General features: G+C 49.2%; 23 protein-coding genes. 4 read left to right on the top strand and 19 right to left on the bottom strand.

The genetic code is table 11. From position 1 onward, the window contains the following. Nucleotides 1-210: 210 nt before the first annotated feature. Nucleotides 211-1,170: a methylenetetrahydrofolate reductase gene (locus tag ACQUQM_RS01460; RefSeq protein WP_432472711.1), complete on the top strand. Its 960-nt coding sequence runs from the start codon at nucleotides 211-213 to the stop codon at nucleotides 1,168-1,170. Between the two features lie 77 nt (nucleotides 1,171-1,247). Here the strand turns inward: ACQUQM_RS01460 and ACQUQM_RS01455 are convergent, their stop codons facing one another. The 3 genes from ACQUQM_RS01455 to ACQUQM_RS01445 form a co-directional block, all read right to left on the bottom strand. Further along, nucleotides 1,248-2,012: a retropepsin-like aspartic protease gene (locus ACQUQM_RS01455; RefSeq protein WP_432472710.1), complete on the bottom strand. Its 765-nt coding sequence runs from the start codon at nucleotides 2,010-2,012 to the stop codon at nucleotides 1,248-1,250. Nucleotides 2,013-2,196: 184 nt separating this feature from the next. Beyond that, on the bottom strand, nucleotides 2,197-2,562 hold the full coding sequence (locus ACQUQM_RS01450; protein ID WP_432472709.1) for a translation initiation factor Sui1: 366 nt from the start codon (nucleotides 2,560-2,562) through the stop codon (nucleotides 2,197-2,199). Nucleotides 2,563-2,656: 94 nt separating this feature from the next. Beyond that, nucleotides 2,657-3,982: a deoxyguanosinetriphosphate triphosphohydrolase gene (locus ACQUQM_RS01445; protein WP_432472708.1), complete on the bottom strand. Its 1,326-nt coding sequence runs from the start codon at nucleotides 3,980-3,982 to the stop codon at nucleotides 2,657-2,659. 792 nt (nucleotides 3,983-4,774) lie between these two features. Between ACQUQM_RS01445 and ACQUQM_RS01440 the strand changes: the two genes are divergently transcribed. The 3 genes from ACQUQM_RS01440 to ACQUQM_RS01430 are packed head-to-tail and all read left to right on the top strand — an operon-like array spanning nucleotide 4,775 to nucleotide 6,359. Next, nucleotides 4,775-5,275: a hypothetical protein gene (locus ACQUQM_RS01440; RefSeq protein ID WP_432472707.1), complete on the top strand. Its 501-nt coding sequence runs from the start codon at nucleotides 4,775-4,777 to the stop codon at nucleotides 5,273-5,275. Then, nucleotides 5,275-5,880 carry an SCO family protein gene (locus ACQUQM_RS01435; RefSeq protein WP_432472706.1) on the top strand — a complete coding sequence of 202 codons (606 nt, stop codon included), beginning with the start codon at nucleotides 5,275-5,277 and terminating at the stop codon, nucleotides 5,878-5,880. The genes ACQUQM_RS01440 and ACQUQM_RS01435 overlap by 1 nt, the downstream gene beginning before the upstream one ends. Before the next feature lie 29 nt (nucleotides 5,881-5,909). Beyond that, entirely contained in the window at nucleotides 5,910-6,359 is a 450-nt protein-coding gene (locus tag ACQUQM_RS01430) for a copper chaperone PCu(A)C (protein WP_432472705.1), read from the top strand. A gap of 76 nt (nucleotides 6,360-6,435) precedes the next feature. Here the strand turns inward: ACQUQM_RS01430 and ACQUQM_RS01425 are convergent, their stop codons facing one another. The 16 genes from ACQUQM_RS01425 to ACQUQM_RS01350 all read right to left on the bottom strand — a co-directional run bounded on the left by ACQUQM_RS01425 (nucleotide 6,436) and on the right by ACQUQM_RS01350 (nucleotide 23,115). Continuing rightward, entirely contained in the window at nucleotides 6,436-6,987 is a 552-nt protein-coding gene (locus ACQUQM_RS01425; protein WP_432472704.1) for an elongation factor P hydroxylase, read from the bottom strand. A 32-nt stretch (nucleotides 6,988-7,019) separates the two neighbouring features. Then, nucleotides 7,020-7,676, bottom strand: a complete 657-nt coding sequence (locus tag ACQUQM_RS01420) for a hypothetical protein (protein ID WP_432472703.1) — start codon at nucleotides 7,674-7,676, stop codon at nucleotides 7,020-7,022. A 129-nt stretch (nucleotides 7,677-7,805) separates the two neighbouring features. Next, nucleotides 7,806-9,572 carry a thiosulfohydrolase SoxB gene (gene soxB, locus ACQUQM_RS01415; protein ID WP_432472702.1) on the bottom strand — a complete coding sequence of 589 codons (1,767 nt, stop codon included), beginning with the start codon at nucleotides 9,570-9,572 and terminating at the stop codon, nucleotides 7,806-7,808. Nucleotides 9,573-9,658: 86 nt separating this feature from the next. Continuing rightward, entirely contained in the window at nucleotides 9,659-10,084 is a 426-nt protein-coding gene (locus ACQUQM_RS01410; protein WP_432472701.1) for a hypothetical protein, read from the bottom strand. A gap of 24 nt (nucleotides 10,085-10,108) precedes the next feature. Continuing rightward, the gene (soxA, locus tag ACQUQM_RS01405; protein ID WP_432472700.1) at nucleotides 10,109-10,987 is read right to left on the bottom strand and encodes a sulfur oxidation c-type cytochrome SoxA; all 879 of its coding nucleotides are present in this window, start codon (nucleotides 10,985-10,987) and stop codon (nucleotides 10,109-10,111) included. A 48-nt stretch (nucleotides 10,988-11,035) separates the two neighbouring features. After that, nucleotides 11,036-11,350, bottom strand: coding sequence for a thiosulfate oxidation carrier complex protein SoxZ (gene soxZ, locus ACQUQM_RS01400; protein ID WP_432472699.1), 315 nt, complete (start codon nucleotides 11,348-11,350; stop codon nucleotides 11,036-11,038). Between the two features lie 27 nt (nucleotides 11,351-11,377). Continuing rightward, nucleotides 11,378-11,833: a thiosulfate oxidation carrier protein SoxY gene (gene soxY, locus ACQUQM_RS01395; protein WP_432472698.1), complete on the bottom strand. Its 456-nt coding sequence runs from the start codon at nucleotides 11,831-11,833 to the stop codon at nucleotides 11,378-11,380. A gap of 536 nt (nucleotides 11,834-12,369) precedes the next feature. Next, on the bottom strand, nucleotides 12,370-12,732 hold the full coding sequence (gene soxX / locus ACQUQM_RS01390; RefSeq protein WP_432472697.1) for a sulfur oxidation c-type cytochrome SoxX: 363 nt from the start codon (nucleotides 12,730-12,732) through the stop codon (nucleotides 12,370-12,372). Between the two features lie 87 nt (nucleotides 12,733-12,819). Further along, nucleotides 12,820-13,824 carry a c-type cytochrome gene (locus ACQUQM_RS01385; protein ID WP_432472696.1) on the bottom strand — a complete coding sequence of 335 codons (1,005 nt, stop codon included), beginning with the start codon at nucleotides 13,822-13,824 and terminating at the stop codon, nucleotides 12,820-12,822. Beyond that, nucleotides 13,808-15,133 carry a sulfite dehydrogenase gene (soxC, locus tag ACQUQM_RS01380; RefSeq protein WP_432472695.1) on the bottom strand — a complete coding sequence of 442 codons (1,326 nt, stop codon included), beginning with the start codon at nucleotides 15,131-15,133 and terminating at the stop codon, nucleotides 13,808-13,810. The genes ACQUQM_RS01385 and soxC overlap by 17 nt, the downstream gene beginning before the upstream one ends. Nucleotides 15,134-15,505: 372 nt before the next feature. After that, on the bottom strand, nucleotides 15,506-16,285 hold the full coding sequence (locus ACQUQM_RS01375) for an enoyl-CoA hydratase (RefSeq protein ID WP_432472694.1): 780 nt from the start codon (nucleotides 16,283-16,285) through the stop codon (nucleotides 15,506-15,508). Nucleotides 16,286-16,390: 105 nt separating this feature from the next. Continuing rightward, nucleotides 16,391-16,843, bottom strand: coding sequence for a YaiI/YqxD family protein (locus tag ACQUQM_RS01370; RefSeq protein ID WP_432472693.1), 453 nt, complete (start codon nucleotides 16,841-16,843; stop codon nucleotides 16,391-16,393). Nucleotides 16,844-16,859: 16 nt separating this feature from the next. Beyond that, nucleotides 16,860-17,741, bottom strand: coding sequence for a tRNA 2-thiocytidine(32) synthetase TtcA (ttcA, locus tag ACQUQM_RS01365; protein ID WP_432472692.1), 882 nt, complete (start codon nucleotides 17,739-17,741; stop codon nucleotides 16,860-16,862). A gap of 171 nt (nucleotides 17,742-17,912) precedes the next feature. Then, nucleotides 17,913-19,256 carry a TolC family outer membrane protein gene (locus tag ACQUQM_RS01360; RefSeq protein WP_432472691.1) on the bottom strand — a complete coding sequence of 448 codons (1,344 nt, stop codon included), beginning with the start codon at nucleotides 19,254-19,256 and terminating at the stop codon, nucleotides 17,913-17,915. 33 nt (nucleotides 19,257-19,289) lie between these two features. Then, nucleotides 19,290-20,939 (bottom strand): HlyD family type I secretion periplasmic adaptor subunit, encoded by a 1,650-nt coding sequence (locus tag ACQUQM_RS01355; protein WP_432472690.1) that lies wholly within the window; start codon nucleotides 20,937-20,939, stop codon nucleotides 19,290-19,292. After that, nucleotides 20,932-23,115: a type I secretion system permease/ATPase gene (locus ACQUQM_RS01350; protein ID WP_432472689.1), complete on the bottom strand. Its 2,184-nt coding sequence runs from the start codon at nucleotides 23,113-23,115 to the stop codon at nucleotides 20,932-20,934. Before ACQUQM_RS01350 ends, ACQUQM_RS01355 begins: the two co-directional genes overlap by 8 nt. Nucleotides 23,116-23,144: the final 29 nt, after the last annotated feature.

The raw sequence follows: 23,144 nt of genomic DNA, 5'->3' as shown, positions 1-23,144 counted from the left end.
GCGGCCTCCTATGTTTAACCCAAAATCACGCCTGTTATTTATTCTATTTCATGTGGAATTAAATCTACTCATATTAACTACAAAAAATTTCACCTTATAACCTAAATACATGAAACCAATTCATTGTTAGAATTATTAGCACTTAAGGAACAGATATAAGTTCCATACAGGTACTCACACAACCTATCAGCAATACCAACGGAAACAGAAATGACTGACTCTAGACTGAAACAGAAATTCGCAGACCCCAGCCGCGGCGTCTACTTCATCGGTACCACACCACCGAAGTCTTCTGTTTCTATGGGACAGGTTAATGAGATCGGCAGTAAACTGTTGGAGCGACTGGGCCAGATCGATTATGACGGCGTTATTGTGTATGACATCCAGGATGAAAGCAGCCGTACCGACAAGCCACGTCCATTCCCTTTTATGACAACCCACGATCCTCGGGAATATGCTGCCGTTCTGCGTGAGAAATCCGGCCGTCCGGTCATCACCTACAAAAGCGTCTCACAACGTAACAGGGATGATTTTGATGAGTGGCTGGACCGCGCATGGTGTCCGCACGGTGTTCGTGATCTGGTATTAGTGGGTAGCCCATCATCTGAAGGCGATATTAAACTACCCCTGCCGCAAGCCTACAATGCACTCCAGGAACACAGCCTGAACTTTCATCTGGGTGGTGTAACTATTGCTGAGCGGCATGCAAGCAAAGGCAATGAACATCTTCGTCTGTTGGAAAAAACAGCACAAGGTTGCGAGTATTTTATCTCCCAGGCGGTATATAACGCTCAGGCGACCATCGATCTGTTAAGCTCCTATGCGCGTGAGTGCAAAGAGCGCGGAGTTGAACCAAAGCGGATTATTCTGACGTTTACCCCATGCGGCAGCGCCAAAACCCTGGAATTTATGGAATGGCTGGGCATCTCTGTGCCAGTTGCCACGCAACACCGCATACTGGACGCCGCGAATCCTCTGGGTGAATCGGTTCGTATTTGCCGAAACAACTTAGATCAGATACTGGAAGCCTGTGGTGACCTGGGTATTCCTCTGGGACTCAACATCGAAAGCCTGACTAACCGAAAAGAAGAGATCGATGCGGCCATCCGCCTGTACAAGCTGCTGAAAGCAACGCTGGACCTGAAACTGGCTGAACAGGAACTGGGCTAAAACAGCATAGGAACCTCTACACAGTCAACAAAAAGCCCGCAAAAGCGGGCTTCTTGTTGTAATCCAGTTCAGAAAAATTACTGTAAAGGCTGCATCTGCGCCGATGACTGCATCTCATCCTCATCGGCACGAGCTTCCTCCAGCGCAACACTGAGCTTACGGTAGCCATCAGGGTTCCATGTAATCTTCTGTCTGGCAAAATCAATCTCGTAGCGCTGCTGGCTTATAATATCCATCCCCAGCAGACCATCAAAGCCTGAGGCCCGCTCAGTATCGATAACCGAAACCGTCTTGCTGGCCAGCTTATAGGGACCAAACTCCAACCGGTCGAACACCACCTGTTCGGTACTTATCACACCACCACCGGCAACCTGAGCATAGCTACTACTGCGTGCTGCAGACTTCAGACTCACAACAGCGTCACTGTGCACTACAGTCATGGACGCACCGGTATCGAGCAACAGCTTCAAATTAGCTGAACGCCCGCGCCAGTACAGTTTAACCGGTACTATCACCTGATTACCCCGCACTATGACATCGCTTTGCATGCTGGCCAGCTGCTGCTCCAGCTTACGCAGTGCCCGCTGTCTGGTCAGAGCCTGCTGTGCCTGCTTACGCTGAGTGTCTAGAGTCTGCTTATCTTCCGATGGTAGTAGCTCGCCCTCCTCCTTGAAGGATTCGCTCTGATCACGGAAACGAGGGGGAATTTTACGCACATGATCGACGAAGACTTTACGCCCGGTGTCGTCAACATAAGAGATAACTTCAGCTTGTAAGGTGCCGGGGTTAAACAGAAAAACCAGCAACACGGCCAGGACGGCACGCGGATCGATAACGTTCATAGTCTACTCCCTGTAGATATTAAACCCGACTCCCTGTCAGGGCGTAACACGACCGACGTGCTACTAATTCAGGAAATTATAAATACCATTGAGCAAAAAAGCACCAACTATTACCATAAAAAAAAGCATAAAACGCATCATCAGGCAAAACGTGCAGACTTTTTTCTTTACTTTATTAGCCATCTTATCCGCCCGCAAGTTTAACAGTGAAACCTTGTTGCTCCAGTAACTGCTTCAGTTTTTCGCGGTGATCACCCTGAATTTCGATAACACCATCCTTCAGTGCTCCGCCAGTACCACACTGCTGCTTCAATTTTTTTGCCAACTGTTTAAGCTCTTTATCCGCCACTGGAACGCCGCTAACAGTGGTCACGCCTTTACCCTTACGACCCGAGGTTTCCCGCCGGATGCGTACGACGCCATCCAGATTATCCAGCCGCTGCTGATCCGCCAGCTGATCACAGATACAGGCATCCAGGGCCTCATGACAAGCCGGACACAACTTACCTTTCTCAGTGGAAAATACCAGCGAACCTAACTGATCTCGCATTGACACCTGTTACACCTCAACATGTTTATCTTGAAATTATTAATTAACCGACTTACCACTAATATGACGTGCCAGACAAAAACATCACACAATACTAGCTAATCGATTTACCACCGATCTGACGTGCCAGGTAAGCAGCATAATTGTCCGTCATCCCGCCAATAAAATCGAGTACCCGCATAAAAGAAGGATACAACGGCCAATCAGCTTGCGGGCAATGAATTCCCATCAGACTGATAATTTTCTGGCTGCGGTAACTCAGCTGATCCTCACCGCCGGTATGCAATTCAAATGCAGCCTCACAGAAAGCATCAAGCAATGTACCCAATGTACTGTAAGCCCCCACTTCCAGCTCTGCTTTACGGTTATCCGGAAATACTCTTTCTTTGGCCAGCTGTTTCGCCGCAGACAAGCCCTGCTGTACACCCGGGTCACCATCGGCCAGTAGCTCACCGTTATATTTTCCAGTCATAATCTGTGGCAGGTTAGCAGTGAATGCAGCAACGGTAGACTCGACCATATTCTCCATCGCCATCCCGCGCAGGGCAGAGATCTTGCGCCGGGCAGAGGCCTGAGTAGAAAAGATTTCATCCTGATAATCCAGATTACCGCATAGTTGCAGCAGAATCGGTTTAATGTCGTTGAAACCGAGAATATTCAGTTCAATTGCATCTTCCAGATCAAGGATCGCATAACAGATATCATCGGCAGCCTCGACCAGATACGCCAGTGGATGACGACACCAGTAATGCTCACCCAACTGTACCAGGCCAAGTTCACGCCCCAGCGCATCGAGGATTTCAGACTCTGTTTTGAAGCTACTGAATTTACCTTTTTTTCCCGCCCGTTCAACGGTCCAGGGATATTTCAGAAGCGTACCCAACGTCGGATAGGTAAGCCGCAGACCACCACTGAAGAGATGGTTTTCAATACGGGTCACGACCCGAAAGCCCTGGGCATTGCCTTCAAAAGTTTGCAGGTCGAGCCGTTCCAGATCCGATAATGATTGCAATAACGGACTATCAGCCTTCTGTTTAAACCAATCACGAATCGCATACTCACCGGCATGGCCAAATGGCGGATTACCTATATCATGGGCCAGACAGGCGGACTGTACGATAGTGCCCAGATCATGCGGGCTGATCCAGTGCGGCAACTGATCCTGAAGTATTTCACCGACCCGGATACCCAGGCTACGGCCGAGACTGCCGACCTCAATACTGTGGGTCAAGCGGGTATGGATATGGTCATTCAACGCCAGCGGATGAACCTGGGTTTTACGCCCCAGACGGCGAAAGGCACTGGAAAAGATAATACGGTCATGGTCCTTATGAAAATGGCTACGGCCAATCTCTTCCGGACGTAGGTTTTCATGACCATAGCGCTTAGTTGTCAGTAGCTTATCCCACTGCATTACCATTCAGCAGATCTCCATTCACTGGCTGTAAAAAGCTCTGCCTCAGTTTGCTCTTTCACCACTGGCAAAGCAATCCCTGGCAGCGGGATCGACATTAATACAACCACAACATCCAGCAAAGGAGACGCTAATTAACAAGATAGCAACATGACGATGAGGTAATAAAAATCCCTCACGATGGAGGGTTCTTTAACCGATAATAATAGTTATAACGGAGCCGGTACTGATTTTACCTGTTCCTGTTGCTCTGCATTGAACAGTACCAGGGATATATCCTGATCGGTAAAAATAAAGCAGCTACTACAAACATCACATTGGTATATCTGAGCTTGCGGCCTGCTTATTAATAGCTTCAAGTGACTATGTGCTTCACTAATAAGTTCAGACTCAATAAGATATTGGCACTGACGACAACGATTTAGCATTACGATCCCCCCTGATCGGTATACCTCTGCGATATAGTTTCATCCCTGAAAATTGTATTAAATCATACAGACTATCTATGAATAGCGAATGAACAACGCCCTTCCCCCCCCCCCCCGAAGCTGGCTCAACTTATTATCTTCAAAATCAGATCTATCTAATTTAAACAAAATTTCATCTCGCCCTATATAGGAAAAAAACCTAAATTAGTACCTTCCATCGGTTATTTATCTTCGGTGACCCTGTTCCAGGGCTGTTGTTGTCCATCGGATAGTGCGACAATTTGTCACATCGTTTTCAACGCCTTTTTCAGCCAAAATCAAACTAATCTATGGCTACTTGAATCAGGCCACGCAGCAGCATGAGATTTTAATGAGCCAAACCGAAGCCAGCAGTTCCAGTTGCAACCCCAGTCGCAGCTCCAGTCGTAACTACATCACTATTACTGCATTAGTAATTGCGATTATCAGCGGCTGGTTATTTTCAGAATATTTTAGTATCGGTGCCGGTTCAGTGCCGGCACAATTAAGTAATCCTGATTGCGACATCAGTCAGCAGGCATGTACAGCTCAAGCCGGTGGCGTCGCGATCACTCTCGATGTGAGCCCAAGGAACATGCGCTCTCTGCAGCCGGTCAATTTCAATGTTAGCGTCAATGGTGTTGACGTAGAGTCCGCCCTGGTCGACCTGCAAGGCACCGAGATGTATATGGGTATCAACCAGACACCTTTACTACGGCAACAGGACGGACTATTTACCGGCCGTGGATCATTAGGCGCCTGCGTCACCGGCGAGATGGGCTGGCGAGCAACCGTTTTGGTTAATACACCACAGGGCCCGGTGAAGGCCCGGTTTGATTTCAGGGCACAATAATGAACAATAATCTGTCTACCCTGAGAAATCTGCTGATCCTGACCGCTGCACTACTCGCGGGCCTTGCGGTTGCGTTTATCCTGGCACCACGCAACAGTGATTCAAATCAGTTACTGTCACATAAGCTCGGTGGGGACTTCACCCTGCAAGGGGCCTCGGGCCCGATTTCGCTACCGGATTACCGTGGTAAGGTTGTCGCACTCTATATCGGTTACGCTTCCTGTCCGGATGTCTGTCCGACATCTCTGGCGGTAATGTCCCAGGCACTTAAAAGCATGACGCCGCAGGAAGCCGCCCAGGTCCAGTCAATCTTTATCAGTGTTGATCCCGAGCGGGATACACCTGAACGCCTGGCAGAATACAGCCAGTTTTTTTATCCAACCATGCTCGGCCTGACCGGTAACCGGGATCAGATCGATCAGGTTGTAAAGCAGTATGGTGCCTTTTATCGCATTGTCGAACTGAAAGACTCGGCCATGGGCTACGCGGTCGATCACTCATCCCGGACCTATCTGATCGATCAGCAGGGTAACCTGAGAGAAACACTGATGCACGGCACTATGCCGAATGAGTTGACCGCTAAGCTACGTCAGCTTCTTAACTAACACTAAATTTTAGAGCGGCAGTAAACTCCATGAATAAACTGATCACCCTGATCTCTGCGCTGACCCTTTCTGCCAGCGTATTTGCAGAGGTAAACATCGACCATGGCTACGTTCGGGCAGTTCCTCCCGGGCAGCCTAACAGCGCCGCCTTTATGACCCTGAAGAATGGCAGCAGCGATAATGTCGCACTGCTTTCAGCTGAGAGTTCTGTGGCTAAGTCAGTTGAGCTACATACACACGCTCACTCTGACGATGGTGTGATGAAGATGCGACGCATCCCTCAGGTATCCATGTTTGGCAACGAAACAGTCGAACTGAAACCCGGAGGCCACCACATCATGCTAATAGGACTTAACCGTAACCTTAAGCAAGGCGAATTCGTTGACCTGAAACTCAACTTCAGTGATGGAACCAGTAAGCAACTGGAGCTGCCGGTGGAACAGGTAATGGCTGCAATGGGTAAAAAGCACAGCCACTGATTTCAGGTCTCTCCGACTGACTTAACACATAAAAAACCGGCCAAAGAGCCGGTTTTTTTGTTCTGAATCAGATCGCTTATTTCCCTTCCAGACTGAAATCTGAAAGCTGGATCCGGGTGCCGTAATATTCCTGAAAGGCTTCGACTAACTTACCAGGCCGCAGCGGGATTCCCTCACCAATATACTGCTGTACTTGCTGTAACACATTCTGCTTGAACTGATCACTGGCGCCTATATCACTCCCCAGATTATCGGCACTGAAGTGAAATTTATGCCCCGCTGCTTGGGATAATATCCACTCCAGCGCTTGCGGTTTAACCTCAACTGTTTCAAATTCAGCCTGCTCTGCAGCGGTACGACCATCGGGTTTATACCAATATCCGAAATCCACCAACTGACGACGTTGCTCACCGGCGATACACCAGTGGCTTATCTCATGCAAAGCACTGGCAAAAAAACCGTGGGCAAAAATGACCCGGTGTCGCGGATTATCCTCATCAGCAGGGAGATAGATAGGCTCATCATCCCCCAATAACAAAACTGTATTCAGGCTGTCTTCGAATAACCCATTGAAGATCTCGATCAGGCTCTGTGCTGTTCTCTCTTTCATTAACGTCATGTCATTCATTGTTGATACTGTTGTTGATACTAATGCTGATACTAATGCTGATACTTCACCCAGGTCTCACCGCTCAGCCACCAGGTATCACCGGTATTCTGATCAATTCGCGCAGCGACATAGCCCTTCACATCACCATTAGCCCGTAACAGCTGAACTTCATAAGAAGAAATTGCCGGCGTTAACTCTTCATTCAGCGGCTGCCAATTGGTATCAGCAGAGATCCAGCTCTCACCACTGAACCGGTTATAGCGAATCAGTTTCCACTTACCTTTGGCGGTATAACAGGTTGCCAGCAGGAACGGATTACCGACGCCCAGATCCGGTGCCGCCTGTTGCAGTTCTACTAACTGCCGATCAAGCCGACTGAGCAGCAATTCCAGCTGCTGGGGGGAGTTTTCAGATTCCTGTTTAACCCCTTCCCGACCAATATTCTGTGCTAGTACCTGAAACTGATTCAGTAATAACTGGGCCTTCTCAGCAACGGCAGCATTCTGTACCTTCAAGCCTAAAACTTGTTCCTGCAACAGCGTAATCCGGCTATTTAGCGTTTCAAACTGCTGTGCTTGCTGCGCACTGTTATCCTGTACGGCTGCAACAGGAGCTGGCAGTTCCACAGGCTGGGGCTGTACATTCGCCGCATTACAGCCGGACAGAGACAGTGTCGCTGCCACAGCGAGCAGTATTATCGCTTTCACCTTATTACTCCATGCTTAAATCAGATTGCCATTCTAGCGGATGAAAGCCATAAGTAGAACGCGCCAAAACGAAAAAGGGCCCTGCTAAGAGCCCTTATACGTCTCGTTATAAGACAATGCTGACCTGAATCAGCTATAGTCAGTCAAACCGGGATTACCGGCGACGTTAACCAGTTTAGGTGTATTCAGTTTCTCGATCTTCGCGACCTTATGATCACGCAGATACTCGCCCACCACATCCCAGATATCGGCACCGTCTGAACGGGATCCAACTGTCGCCCAGCCGGATACTTTATAGCTCTTAGCTGCGTCGATCTTTTGCCCATTGTCCAATGTCATTTCGCTGATCCGCTGACCGATCGACTTTGTTGGATCGCACACATAATCAAAGCCACCTACGCGAACCATATCTCCACCGGATTGCAGGTACGGATCCGGGTTAAACAGATTATCGGCGACATCTTCGAGGATCAGCTTCAGCTCCTCCCCCTTCATCTCGCGCACATAGGTTTCCGGATAGGTCAGACAGGTCTGATCCAACACATGTTCCATGGTGATAGTCTGCCCTTTGAGTACTGTTGTACCCCAACGGAAACCCGGCGACAGTGAGATTTGCGCATCATTCACTTCATTCAATGCGTTACAGATCACCTGATCAAAAGTACCGTTGAAGTTACCGCGGCGAAACATCAGCTCATCGGCCACCGCCAGCTCTTCATTCAACCAGCCCAGATAAGGTGCACGAATATCGTCAATTAGCTTTGCCATCTGTGGATCAGCCGGCAGCAGCTCAGAGAACACCGGCATCAGGCGATAACGGAAATCATGTACTTTTCCACCACGCACATCGAGGTCCATAACACCGACGAATTTTCCATTAGAGCCAACGTTACATACCAGGGTCTTACCACCGTTATTCTTTACAATAGTCGGTGTCGGCATACCATCGTGGGTATGCCCCCCCAGAATCGCATCGATACCGCTAACCCGACGGGCCATCTCCAGATCGACATCCATACCGTTATGAGAGAGCACGATAACCGCATCGACCCCTTCGTTGGCACGGATCTCATCGATCAGTTCCTGCAAGTTGTCATCGTAGATATCAAAGGTCCAGTCCGGAATAAAGCGTGCCGGATTGGCGATCTTGGTACGCGGGAAACATTGGCCTATTACAGCGATCCGGGCTCCACCCATCTCTTTGATCGTGTAAGGTTTAAATACCCGACCACTATCTTCATCATGAATATACTCATCGGCACCTTCAAACAGCGCATCTTCAGTAATAAAGACATTTTGAGCCAGAAACTCACCATTGAAAGCTTTGATATTGTTCAATATCTCTTCCTGATGGTAGGTAAACTCCCAGTGGCCAGTCATAATATCGACACCCAGATCATTACCCGCCCGGACCATATCCATACCCCGGGTTTTGAATGAGGTACCTGAGCCCTGCCAGGTGTCACCGCCATCCAGCAACAAAGTGTTCTCGCTGCCGTAGCTCTGTCGCAGACGATTGACCAGGGTTTTTATATGAGCAAAGCCCCCCACCTTACCGTACTTACCCGCGGCACTTTCATAATTCATGCAGGAAAAAGCATGGGCTTCCAGAGTATTCGACTGAATACCAAAATGTTGTAGCAACTTGTCACCCACCAGATGCGGCGCCTGACCATACGCACCGGCGATACCCAGGTTGACATTGGGTTCGCGAAAATAGATCGGCAGTAACTGGGCGTGACAATCGGTCATGTGCAGTAATCGCACATTACCAAAATTGGGTACTTCATAAAGATCACCGGGCTGCTTCTTAGCAGCAAATCCCTGTACGGGAAGAATACCAGCAGCACCAGCCAGACCTAATAGCTGGGCAAACTCGCGGCGAGACATAGACATACGTGATCACCTGTCAGATAAAGCGGAAATCCCCTGCGACCGGGTGGTCGCAGGGGGATAGGAAGTTAAGGCTACCGGGCTTAAAATTACTGGGGTACCGACAACTGCCAGTTTGACTGGGCGTAGTGATACTGTTGAATCCCCATACGGGCATGGTATTTAGCCTGCGTCGCCAGATCCAGAGCCTTACGGAAATCGCCGTCAGCCTTAGCCTGTTCAGCTTTCTTCAGAATATCCCCGGTTAACTTCCACTCAAAGCCCAGCTTAGCCGCTTCTTTATTTTTCGCCTTAGCCTTATCGATCATCAGCTGCGCATTGTCCGCAGTCGCTGCGACATTGGCTTCAGCTTCCTCTTCATGGATTGCGGCATACTGGCTGCCTTGCCATTCGAAGACATGGCCCTTGCCATACATTGCCCTGGCCTTGTTGAACGCATCGTCAAAGCTTTCGGCAGACGCGAAAGCCGGAACCAGCGTCAGTGCAGCAACCGCTGCGATCAGTGCTTTTTTCATGATTCAGTTTCCTTCGTTGCCTGATTACTTACGTGCGCCCGGACCATTCACCACCAGACCATTGCTCATATAGGTCTGAAAGTATTCCAGATTACGGAAAGTCTCAGTCTGAGGCTTCATCGGCTTAGACCGGGAATCCTTATGACAACCTGAATATCGACGGTGCAAGGTACCCAGAGAGCCCCATTTGGAGCGGAACACCGGGAAGTGTGATACGTGCCCTAATTGTGGGCTTGGCAGGTCGGCACGAATCCGGATATTAGCTCCTTGTACGTGACAGTTAGCGCAAGACAGATTCAACTGTCCGCGCTTGGCGTAGAAGAACTTTTTACCTTCAAGGTAAGCCGCTTTTGCCCGCGCATCATCACTTGGGATCTGTACATCAAACTGTTTATCGCGGGAGGTCCATGCCATGTAAGCAGACACTTTAGCGATCTCACCCTTGCCCCATTTCAGTGGCTTTTCACCGTTAGCTTCACGGCACTCGTTAATCTCCATTTCCAGGGTTTTAACTGTGCCTTCTTCTTTATTCCAGTACGGGAAGTTCTGGCGAATACCGATACCGCCGTTGTCGAAACAATCGGCATAGCCTTTACCGTTAGCAAAAGGCGTATTGAACAGTGCCTCACCTTCATCGACAGCAAATTCATACGGCGGAAACTCTTCGATCTCCTCCCATTGCGCACGGGAATCCGCATCGACGGCGTAGATACCATTCACATAGTCCTGAACTTCAGTCTCAGGAAAACGCTGTTTAAAGTAGTTTTGCAGGGCTATTCGGTCCGCTTCAGGGTTCACTGTTTCCAGCGTAAAACCCGAATCAGCCGCAAGGGCCAGTTGTGACAGCATCGTCACACCTAAGCCAACAGTCAGGCCAACGGTCAGTTTTTTTATTATTTTCATTTAATTCACTCCACAGCTTAACCAGCAGGGTAAATCGGCAGCGCCGGTTTACTTTATCGCAGCAGTCTCAGTGCCGGTCTTACCCGTATTTTCAACCCAGCTAATCGTTAACTCATCACCCTTGGCACCACCATCAAATTTGAATGACAGGTATGGGTTCTTAGAAACCGCAGTACCCAGGTTGCCGGAAAACACTGTTTTTCCGCCGTGCTGTATAGTAATTTCCTGCAGGAACATTGCAGGAATCAGTTCACCGCTCTTCTTATCTTTACGTTGACCACTTTCCATAATGTGCTTCGCCATCAGCTTAACGCTTGTCACGTCATTTTTAGCCTTAGCCTTAACTTTCATAATACCAGCCATGATTCTTTCCTCTTTACTAAAGCTAAATTAACCGCCACAACCACCGATGGTGACTTTGGTTTCCTGGGATGCACTGAGTAACTTACCCTCAGCTTTCACCACCGCCGTAATCGTCGAAGTCTTACCCATACGGATACGGGTCGATACTTCAGCTTTAGTGCCGGCCGGAATCGCAAAATTTGCGACTAATGGCGTTGGGTTGCCTTCAACAAACAGGCTGATCGATTCAACATTCGCCACTGACGTTTTGACTGTTACCGGTACCACTGCACCGTTCTCTGCGATACTTGGCGCTTTCAGGCTAACTTCATCACTGGCCGTTGGCTCACCACCTAACAGAGCACTCATCGCTGTGCCCTGATTATCAGAACCAAAGGCATCCTTATTCCATGCCGCCATCGCCAGACGAGGCATCAGTACACTAGCGCCAATCAGGGCGCCACCCGTTGCGATTGCCTTAATGGCAGTTCGACGATTAATCATTATTCAAATCCCCTATCTATCGTGACTTACAATACGGTTCTCAATACCGTTCACGATATAGTTAATACTTGTAAACATTTTCGACGACAGTCGTCGATCTCTTGCTTTGATAGAATTCAGTGTTTGCCTACCTGAGTATGCCTAACAATGGAATAATCGTTAACGGATTACTCACTGCGGCATCCCATGCAGGGCGCCACCCGTTGCGATTGCCTTAATGGCAGTTCGACGATTAATCATTATTCAAATCCCCTATCTATCGTGACTTAATATGGCTATCAATACCGTTCACGACACGGTTAAAACTGGTAAACGTATTCGACGACAGCGTCGATCTCTTGCTCCGACAGGATCCAGTGTTTGCCACCTGAGTGTGCCTAACAATGGAATAATCGTTAACGGATTACTCACTGCGGCACCCCATGCAGGGCGCCACCCGTTGCGATTGCCTTAACGGCAGTTCGACTGATTTATCATTATTCAAATCCCCTATCTATCGTGACTTAATATGGCTATCAATACCGTTCACGACACGGTTAAAACTGGTAAACGTATTCGACGACAGCGTCGATCTCTTGCTCCGACAGGATCCAGTGTTTACCCAGTGGCGGCATAATCGTCAGCGGATTATTCACTGTGGCATCCCATATCTGGGCCCGTAGCATCCTCTTATCAGGAAAACGCTGCTGCATAGCAACGATTGGTGGTCCCTGATTACCAGCTTGCGTGGCATCGGAATCATCTATCTGATGGCAAGAAACGCAGTTACCCTTTGATTTATTCAGGTAGACCGCCTTTCCCATCGCAATCAGATCATCCTGGCTTGCCGCCTGTGCGGTTCCAGCAGTCAGCATCGCGAGGAAACCTGCCGTACATAACGAGGTTTTCAGCTTGCGCATTCCCCTTCCTCCGGTATTACCTTTTTCAGGTTATTGTTATTTTAATAAAAAGGCCTGATTATAATAATCAGGCCTTAAATCATCAACTTACTGGCTGGATTCCACCATATAAGCCACTGCCTGTTCAACTTGTTTATCCGAAAGATCGCTACGCCCGCCTTTTGGCGGCATCGTACCACTCTCCCCTGAGAAGCCATTAATCGCGTGGGATATTAAGACACTCATACCCTGACCGATACGGACACTCCAGGCATTCTTGTCACCAAATTTTGGCGAACCGGCAATCCCCGACGAATGACATGCCTGACAGGCATTACTGTATGTATCCCTGCCAGCAACGGCACTCTCAGTTAACGTAACAACATGGCCGTCAGCAGCTCCGGTTTCACCTTGCAACTGTCGCTCTTTCTCTTCCTGCGCATGGTGCGATGCCGCAGGCGCATCAGCACCCTCGACAAAATGACTAACCGGCGTAATACCCTGCAATGTGCCAACAATCTGCATGGTGCTGATGTCAGCGCAGTCTTTCATACAGCGGGTATTCTTAACGTCCGGACGGGGATCGACGAAGAAGCCTTCCTGATTCGGCATTTCGATACTGGCCAGATTATCCTGGCTAATCACAAAATCTTCTTCGATCAATTCATTCAGATATAAAACGTAAGCAACCAGTTGATAGGTCTGCTCATTGCTCAGAGAACGCGGCGCAGTAAACGGCATAGCCCGACGAATATAGTCATACAGAGTGCTGGCATATGGCCAGTAACTGCCCACAGTTTTAACCGGTCGATCTTCAGTCAGGGTTCCCTCGCCACCGGCCAGTACCGGCCAGCGCCCCTCTCCTTCACCGAATAAACCATGACAGCTGGCACAGAGTTGCTCATACAGCGCCTCTCCCTCTTCCACAGACCCTTGTCCGGCGGGCAGACCTTTACCATCGGGCCGAATATCGATATCCCAGCCACTGATCTGCTCAGCAGTTGCGGTCTGGCCAAAACCAAATTTTTCTCCAGCAGAAGCCGGTCCTGCAAACGACAGCAGAGTCGCTGACACAACAACAGTACAGAGGGTATTTTTAGCTAATCTGAACATTTGAAATACCTCCGTTTGCTGCAACTTTCCAGGTATGAATCGAGTTCTTATGGTAGATCGAGTTAGTACCGCGGATTTCGCGCAACTGTCCCAGCGTCGGCTGAACATAGCCGGTTTCATCGATAGCGCGACTCTGCAATAACCAGGGCTGGCCATCCCACTTAGTCACCAGACTGAATCGGGTCAGCGCTTTATCAAGTACTAAGCCTTTCAGACTGGCGGGTACCCAGCTAACGCCACCATCAAACGAGATATCCACCTGTTTAACCTTGCCCCGGCCAGACCAGGCGATTCCTTCAATCTCGATCAGCCCATTTTTGATAATCGGCTTTTCCGGACAGGGATTAGTAATTACCGAGTTAGTTTCCTGAACAAAGGTAAACTTGCGGGCCCGGCCATCAGCCATCAGGTCGGTATACTTCGAGGTTTCCTCCCGGTGATACCAGGGTTTATCTCCAATCTCCAGGCGGCGCAGCCATTTGATAGAGGTATTACCTTCCCAGCCAGGATTAAGCAGACGTAGCGGATAACCCTGTTCCGGGCGCAGCATCTCACCATTTTGGGCGTAGACTACTAAGGTGTCGTCGAGGGCTTTTTCCAGCGGAATTGATCGACTCATGTGGGAGCCATCGGCGCCCTCTGCCAAAATCCATTTTCCTTCCGGTTTAACACCTACTTCTTCCAGCAGAACCCTTAAGGGAACACCGGTCCACTCACAGCAACTGAGCATGCCGTGGGTGAACTGCAGCGCTTCCATCTGCGCTCCCTTCCACTCCATGCCGCCGTTAGCAGGACACTCAATAAACTTAATTTCAGATACCGAAGGAAAACGCATCAGATCTTCCATCGTGAAGATAATCGGCCGCTCGACTAAACCGTGAATCATCAGGCGATGTTCTTCCGGATTAATCTGGGCAACACCGGCATGGTAACGTTCAAACACCAGGCCATTCGGCGTGATAATTCCCTTCAGGTCTTGAATCGGCGTCATGCTGATCGATGCTATCGACTCTGCAGTCAGCCAGGGTACCGTCCGGCGTACCACCTCACGCTCATATGCTGAAGGGCTACCGTAAGGTTTATCTACCACCCCGGCACCCAGCTGGCGTCCCCATGCCGGCTCCAGCGGCGGTAAGTTACTATTCCCCGCAACAGCACTTTCCGCTACAACACTAGTCGCGACAGCCCCCGCAGCCAGCATACCTTTTTTCAGGAAATCCCGACGATCCCGAATTGATAAACCTTCAGACTCTTTTGCTAACTGTGCCATTAGCTCTCGGGTCGAAGGACCTTTGATCTGATTGGACATCCACGCCTCCAGACGGCTCTATACAACTGAGCTTTAGTATCAGCTCTATATTATTATTAGATCTAACCTTATACCCAAAAGAAATATATAAGAATTCGACTAATGTATAGAACAGACCGCTGTAGCAACTTTATTTATACGAATTAGCTTTATTAGACTCTTCTTATATTCCATAAAGAAATATGCTTATTCGATTTTGTAAAAATACTATCAGACTAGCGTAAAAATGCATGCGTTTTTTTAGTAATTTGATCTTCATCAATGACTTTCATACGTTGCCTCGGTGTAAGGCAGGCATAAAAAAACCGACCTGCCTGCGCTGGTCGGTTCTATTAAAATCGATCTGACTAACCAGAAAGATAACGGTATAAGTTACCTGTGCTGCCACTCAGGTTTACGTTTATTGATGAAGGCATCGATACCTTCTTGCGCATCATAGGTCAGCATGTTCCCGGTCATCACTCTACTGCATTGCTCATAAGCCTCTGCTAAAGGCTTATCAATCTGGGTGACATATGCCTGCTTGCCGATGGAAATAGCTTTACGGGAGCGTGCTGCGATTTTGCCGGCAACCTGCAGGGTCAGCGATTCAACTTCTTCATCCGCAACCGCCCAGTTAATCAAACCGATGTCACGGGCGCGCTCAGCATTAATCATATCCCCCAGCAGCAACATCTCCATGGCATGCTTTTTAGATACTGCACGACTAAGCGCCACCATCGGTGTCGAACAGAACAATCCGATATTGACGCCTGGCGTTGCAAACCTTGAGCTATTACTGGCGACCGCCAGATCACAACTGGCCACCAACTGACAACCCGCTGCAGTCGCGACGCCATGAACCTGCGCAATAACCGGAATCGGCAGGTTAACGATCCGTTGCATCAACGTTGAACAGGTATCAAATGTACACTGATAATAGTCTTCTTCACCTTCGCCCAGCATCTGCTTAAGATCATGGCCGGAACAGAACCCCCTGCCGCTACCTTTGAGCACTAAGACCCTGACAGAAGTATCGTCAGCGATCTCATCAAAACAACAGATCAGTGCCTGCATCAGCTCAAGTGACAGGGAGTTATAAGCATCAGGGCGGTTTAAAGTGAGGATACAGATGCCATCGGCATCGTCCCGTAGAAGGAGAGAATCGGTCATGGTCGCCTCGGTTATTTTTATTTAATAACCGAAAACTAAATCATATGACCGCAAAAATAAAGGAATACCCTTATATATAGCGAATCGAGCCGCGTCTTATTGCGGTTACTTTGTGACGTGCTTTGCCAGAAAGCGGTCCAGCTGATTGGCAAACAGCTGTCGATCATTCTGGTTCAGTTTTGCAGGCCCACCAGTATCGATCCCCGAGCTGCGCAGCTGATCCATAAAATCCCGCATATTCAGTCGCTGTCTGATATTTTCAGGAGTATAGAACTCGCCTCGGGGATTAAGTGCATGCGCGCCTTTTTCGATCACTTCAGATGCCAGCGGTATGTCTGCGGTAATGACCAGGTCTCCGGCATGACATTTCTGTACGATATAGTTATCCGCCACATCAAAGCCGGCAGCGACCTGCACTGAGCTGATTACCGCCGACTGTGGCGTATTCAGATATTGATTCGCTACCAATGTAGTCGGTACCGAGAGCCGCTCGGCAGCCCGGTACAGGATCTCTTTAACCACATTAGGGCAAGCATCGGCATCAACCCAGATCTGCATAACTATGTTCTGCCTGTTAAAGTGACAAGATATCGATCATTTCCGGCATTTTCTGTGCAGGCTGACCGTCGTCTTCATTTTCAACGATGCCGTGGGCATAACCCCGCTGCAGACCTTTGAAGTCAAACAGTTCAGTATCAACCAGATGCGAAGGCACAACATGACGCAGAGAACGAAACATAGTTTCAATACGGCCCGGGTGGTTTTTATCCCAGTCCTGCAACATCTCTTTAATTACCTGACGCTGCAAGCCATCCTGTGAGCCACACAAGTTACAAGGGATAATAGGAAATTCGCGTAGCTCGGCATAAGCGGCTATATCTTTTTCGCGGGCGTAAGCCAGTGGCCGGATAACCATATTCTTACCATCATCGCTGACCAGTTTAGGTGGCATCGACTTCAACTTACCGCCATAAAACATGTTCAGGAAAAAGGTTTCCAGAATATCATCCCGGTGGTGACCAAGGGCTATCTTATTAGCACCGATCTCTTCGGCAAAGCCATACAACGTGCCACGACGCAGACGCGAGCAGAGAGAGCAGGTAGTCTTACCTTCAGGGATCACCTCTTTGACAACAGAATAGGTATCCCGCTCGACGATATGGAAAGGAATACCGATCTCTGTCAGGTATTCAGGTAACACATGCTCAGGAAAACCAGGCTGCTTTTGATCCAGATTAACTGCGACGATCTCAAAACTGATCGGGGCACTTTTTTGCAGATTCATCAGGATATCCAGCATGGCAAAGGAGTCCTTACCACCGGACAGACACACCATCACCTTATCGCCATCTTCGATCATATTAAAATCTTCGATAGCCCGACCAGCTTCACGGCGTAGCCGCTTCTGTAACTTGTTTACCCGGGTCTTCTGTTGTTTATCCAGCTCTTCGCTCATGATCAATCTTTATACAGGCTATGAAAAGCGGCGATTATAGCGGATAAACATGGATTAAGCAGCACAGAGGGTTGTAAACAGGTTCTTAAAATACAGGCTGGAAAGTGTGAGAGGATCTTACACTTGATGCAGATCATACCCACGCCATCTCTGGCGTGGGTATGTAGTAGATCACTGTTGCAGTTTTGAGATTTCGTTAAGCTCATCTTTAGATAACAAAGTCTCTCTATCGAGATTTAGTACCGCCAGCAATTCACCCATTGAGTTAAGCACGCGGAACTGCGTCAGGAAGCGATCCTTATCGGCTTGCAGCAACTCGCGACGCGCCTCAAACAATTCATTTTCAGCATCCAGCAGGTCGACCAGGGTACGTCGTCCAAGATCAAACTGTTTTTTGTAAGCGCCCAATGTATTTTCGGATTCGATAACGTGGGCTTCCAGGAACTCCATCTGCCGTTCCAGCAGCTGATATGCATTCCAGGACAGCGCCATACCCTGAGCCACTTCTCGCTCGGCACGATCTTTAATCGCAGAAGCTTCCTGCAACTGATAGTAGCCCTCTTTTTTACGGTAATCATCGGCATTACCGTTGAACAGGTTATAGCGCATACGCACCATCGCAGTCATATCATTATTATGACCATCGGCACCATCAAGATCGTTATTCCAGGTGCTGCCCAGTTCAAAACGCACATCCGGCCGGAAAGACGCATCCAGAAGTTTCAATTTAGCAATGGCTGCATCAACGTCATACTGAGCAGACTGTAAAGTAGGATGCACCTTACCCGCACGCTCTAACGCTAACTCATAAGACACCGGCATATAATCTTCAACCGGCTCTGGCAGAACCAGCCCCAGAGAGTCGCGACCGACGATACGTAAGAATCGGGCACGAGCATCCAGTACATTGTTGTCTGTCGCCAGGTAGTTCGAATGGGCACGGCTTAACCGGCCTTTTACCTGAGACAGATCTGAGGCGGAGCCCAGACCATGCTCTGAACGCTTTTTGATACCGTCAAGAATATCGATATGCGCTTCCAGATTATCCGCCGCCAGCACCGAAGCCTTTTCGGCGAAGATTACGCCCATGTAGGCATCAGCAACTTCCAGTGTGGCATTTTCTGCAGCACTCCATAGTTGATAGCGGTGTGCAGTCGCCTCGGCGCGGGTACGATCCAGATCATTACTGGTACGCATACCGTCGTAAAGCATCTGTGACACAGTCAAAGATGCTTCGCCACGGTTCAGTTTCACATCTTCATGACCCACTGCAGAGCGGGTTGATATGCTATCGGTCCACTCGCGGCCATAGCCCAGCGCCAGATCAACTGTCGGCAGGTAGCCTGCTTTAGACACACCAATCTGCTCGATACGGCTCAGATACTGACTTTTAATAATCGCCACATCCGGCGAACTTTCTATCGTATAAGCAGAAGCTTCCATCAGCGTTTGCGCCGATGCCGCTCCTGACAAGGCCAAAAAGGCAATAGCGCCAATTTTTGGTAGTTTTAACATGAACCGTTCCCCCCGGTTAAAGTCCATTTAATTTTAACGTTCCCGTAATGCCTGCTGTTGCGCCTTAAAGATCGGCTTCAACAGATAATCCAGTACACTCTTTTTACCCGTCATGATGTCCACAGTCGCCATCATTCCCGGTATAATCGGCAAAGACTTATTGCCTTTGCCAAGATCGCTATTATCTGTCCGTACCCGGATCAGATAATAGATATTACCTTTCTCATCTTCGATACTATCGGCACTGATATGCTGCAATGTACCTTTCAGACCACCATAGATAGAAAAATCATATGCCGTCAGGCGAACCACAGCATCTAAGCCCGGACGCAGAAAGCCAATATCTTTTGGCGAGACTTTTGCTTCGATCAACAGATGATCTTCAGTCGGAACGATTTCGATGAGATCCATTCCCGGCTGAATAACACCGCCGATGGTATTAACTGATATGGTTTTAATCGTACCTTGCACCGGCGAGACCACAGTGGTTCTGTCGACCCGGTCGCGCAGACTGACCTGCGCCTCATTGGACTGACTCAGCTGCGCCTGACTTTCATTCAGTTTTTGCTGGCTTTCGCTGCGCGCATTTAATGCTATTTCGCGTCTTTTCGCAATTGCTTCCTGTATAGATAGCTGCACTTTAGGCAATAGCAACTTCGCGCCTTCCAGCTCTTGTCTATAGTTATTCAGATCCCTTTCCAGCTTTATCAGCTCAATTTTCGGAATAACACCTTCCTCAGCAAGCGGCCGGGTCATAGCGATCTCTTGCTGACTCAGTCTGTACGAACGACGCAAGTGACTAACCTTTGATACCAGCTCACGTTCTTCCTGAACCCGTTGTTCAATCTGACGCCCGAGGATACCCAACTGGTTGGTCAGGTTACGCAAATATTCTTCAAGCTGCGCCTGTTCACGCTGAAACAGTTCTGGATGCAGCGCCTTCCAGGCATCATCGAGCATAATAGGTTGTGACTGAACTTTAGCCTGTACCTGCCAGTCATCGACTAACACCCCGTCTGCAACCTGAATACTTGCTAACTCGGCACTATGCCGCGCAACCGAGATTTCCAGATATGCGGCTTCCTGCGCCTGCCCTCTGAAGTCAGACAAAAACTGTGTTTCATCGACCCTTAATAGGGCCTGACCAGCATCGACCTGATCACCTTCCTTGACAAAGACATCTTTCAGAATACCGCCTTCCAGATACTGCACCACCTGGACCTGCTGCGACGGTATGACGCTGCCTTCACCCCGGGTAATTTCATCCAACTCGGCAAAATATGCCCAGGCAATCGCGATCACTACGAAGCATGCCACGCCCCATAACAGGATTCTTGAACTTTGCGGTGTATCTAACAGGGCGCTCTCGGCGGCACTGTCGATGAATTCATGCAGCTCTTTGGCAATTGGCGGTTCCTTAACCTCTGACTTTTTGGTCGCTGCGGCGATCAGCTCAGCGGCTACCGATTTTGGTTTCTCTGCAGCTTCAGTTTGAACAGGAATCACCCTGTCGCTTGTTTCTAAAATCTCTGGCTGCTCAGAACTCTCTCGCTGAGCTGTTTCAGTATTAACATCCTGATCAGCTGGTGTTATTTTCGCTTCAGCCTTCGATCTTTCAGAGTTATTAGCCTGATCTTGCATCGCTGCCTCAGGCTTTTCCGCTACTGCATTCTTATCAGACATCAGCGTTCTCCTGCTGCTTTCCCTGCTGCCGGTTTAGCCCTTCACGCATCCAGTTAATTACCTCGGCTTTAGGGCCATCTGCGACTAAACGTCCTTTTTCTAACACGATGATCCGATCAACCACTTCCAGCAGACTGGATTTATGGGTACTGAGAATAACGGTTTTACTACTATCCAACTGTTTAATCTGGTTGATCAGTCTTTGCTCTGTCTTCCGATCCAGCTGGCTGGTCGGTTCATCCAATAACAATATCGGTGGATCAAGCACTATCGCCCGTGCTGCAGCCACAGACTGACGCTGACCTCCCGACAATTGACGCCCACCTTCGCCCACTTGCCGTTCCAGGCCTTGGGGATCATGGTTGGTGAATTCAGTTACTCCACCCCACTCGGCTGCTCGCAACAGAGCCTCATCACTAGTGAAAGGCGCACCCATAACAATGTTGTCGCGGATACTGCCGAAAAACAGGTGGCTATCCTGGGTTACACTGCCGATATTTCGGCGCAGATCCGCAGGGTGCAGCTGGGCAATGTTGACACCATCAATACGCACATCACCTTCCGTCGCCTGATACAATCCCAGGATCATTTTTTCCAGTGTGGTTTTACCGGCACCTATACCGCCTATCAGGGCGACCCTTTCACCCGGATTAATGCTGAAGCTGATACCGGAAAGTGCCTGTGACGGCTGGTCGGGATAGGCAAAGCTGACATTATCAAACTCCACCTTGCCAGCAAGTTTAGGACGACTGATATATTGTTTGCTATCTTCCTGCTCAACTGGCATCTGCATAACCTGATTGATCAGAGTCATCGATGCCTTCGCCTGATTGTACCGGGTCGCTAAGAGAGCCAATTGGGCCAGTGGTTGCACTGCGCGTCCACCGAGCATAACCGCGGCAATAATGCCGCCCATGCTAAGCTCGCCTTCTGCCACCAGATATACCCCCATCACCACCACGGCAACAGTCATCATCTGCTGCATGTAACCGGCCAGGCTGGAAGCGCCATTGGCCAGCTTGCGGGTTTTGATGTCGTGCTGCCCCATTTTACTGACAGCCTGTTCCCATACCACCTGATACTGGCTCTCAGCACCATTAATCTTAACCGCTTCGAGCCCAGTCAGGCCTTCCACCAGGGTCGCTTGCTTCTGGGAAGCCAGTTTTGAGGTAAGTTCAATCTGCTGCGCCAGAGGCTTCTGAATATAAATGCTATAACCGACAAGGACTACCATCACCACAATTGGCACGATAACCAGCGGCCCGCCAACGGCCCAGATAACCAACAGGAACAGTAATGCGAAAGGCAGGTCGATCAGCGCGCTGACAGTAGCCGAAGTAATAAACTCCCGGATCGACTCAAATGATTGTAGATTATTGGCAAAGGCGCCCACCGACAGCGGCCGGGCTTCAAGACGAATGCCTAGCACGCGGGCAAAGATCTTGGCCGACAGTTGCAGGTCCAGCTTCTTACCGGCAACATCGATAAAATAAGAGCGTAAGTGTTTCAGGATCAGATCGAACAGGAATACGAAAGCGACACCTATCGCCAGCACCCACAGTGAATCGAACGCCAGGTTAGGCACGATCCGGTCATACACGTTCATTACAAACAGTGGTGAGGCGATCGCAAACAGGTTGATCAGCAAAGAGGCTATCAACACGTCCCGATAGATCGGCATGACTTTACGGAAAGTACCCCAGAACCAATGCTCGTTCTTAATACCCAGAACATCGGGGCTGCGCTTATCAAATTGGTATTTTTTCTTTATATAAAACAGATGGCCAGAATAGTCCTCTGTTAGCTGTTCCAGTGAAACAATTTCTTCACCACCACTTTCCGGATGCAGGATCAGCGCTTCGCCTTTGGCATGATCCTGTTTCATCAACACGCAGGCACGCCGTCCCTTAAGCAACAATACGCAAGGTAAAAGTACATTCTGAACCTGGTCCAGCCGCTGACATGCCAGTCGGGCGGCTAAACCGGCTCGCTCTGCAGCCCGGACAAACAGCTCAGGCGTCAGGGAGTTTTCGACCAGCGGTAAACCACTGGTCAGAGAATCATCTGATACGGCAGTGCCATAATATTTACTCAGTAAAACAAGTGAATCCAGCAATGGATCAACAAACTGCTCATGACCGGTACTGATACTCCAGTCTGTATTTAATTGTGACACTCTATCTCCCTATAACTCGTCTCATATGC

This window comes from Amphritea sp. HPY (assembly GCF_050870985.1).
In the GTDB taxonomy this organism is placed as follows: Bacteria; Pseudomonadota; Gammaproteobacteria; order Pseudomonadales; family Balneatricaceae; genus Amphritea.
This window is presented reverse-complemented; position numbering and strand designations above follow the sequence as displayed.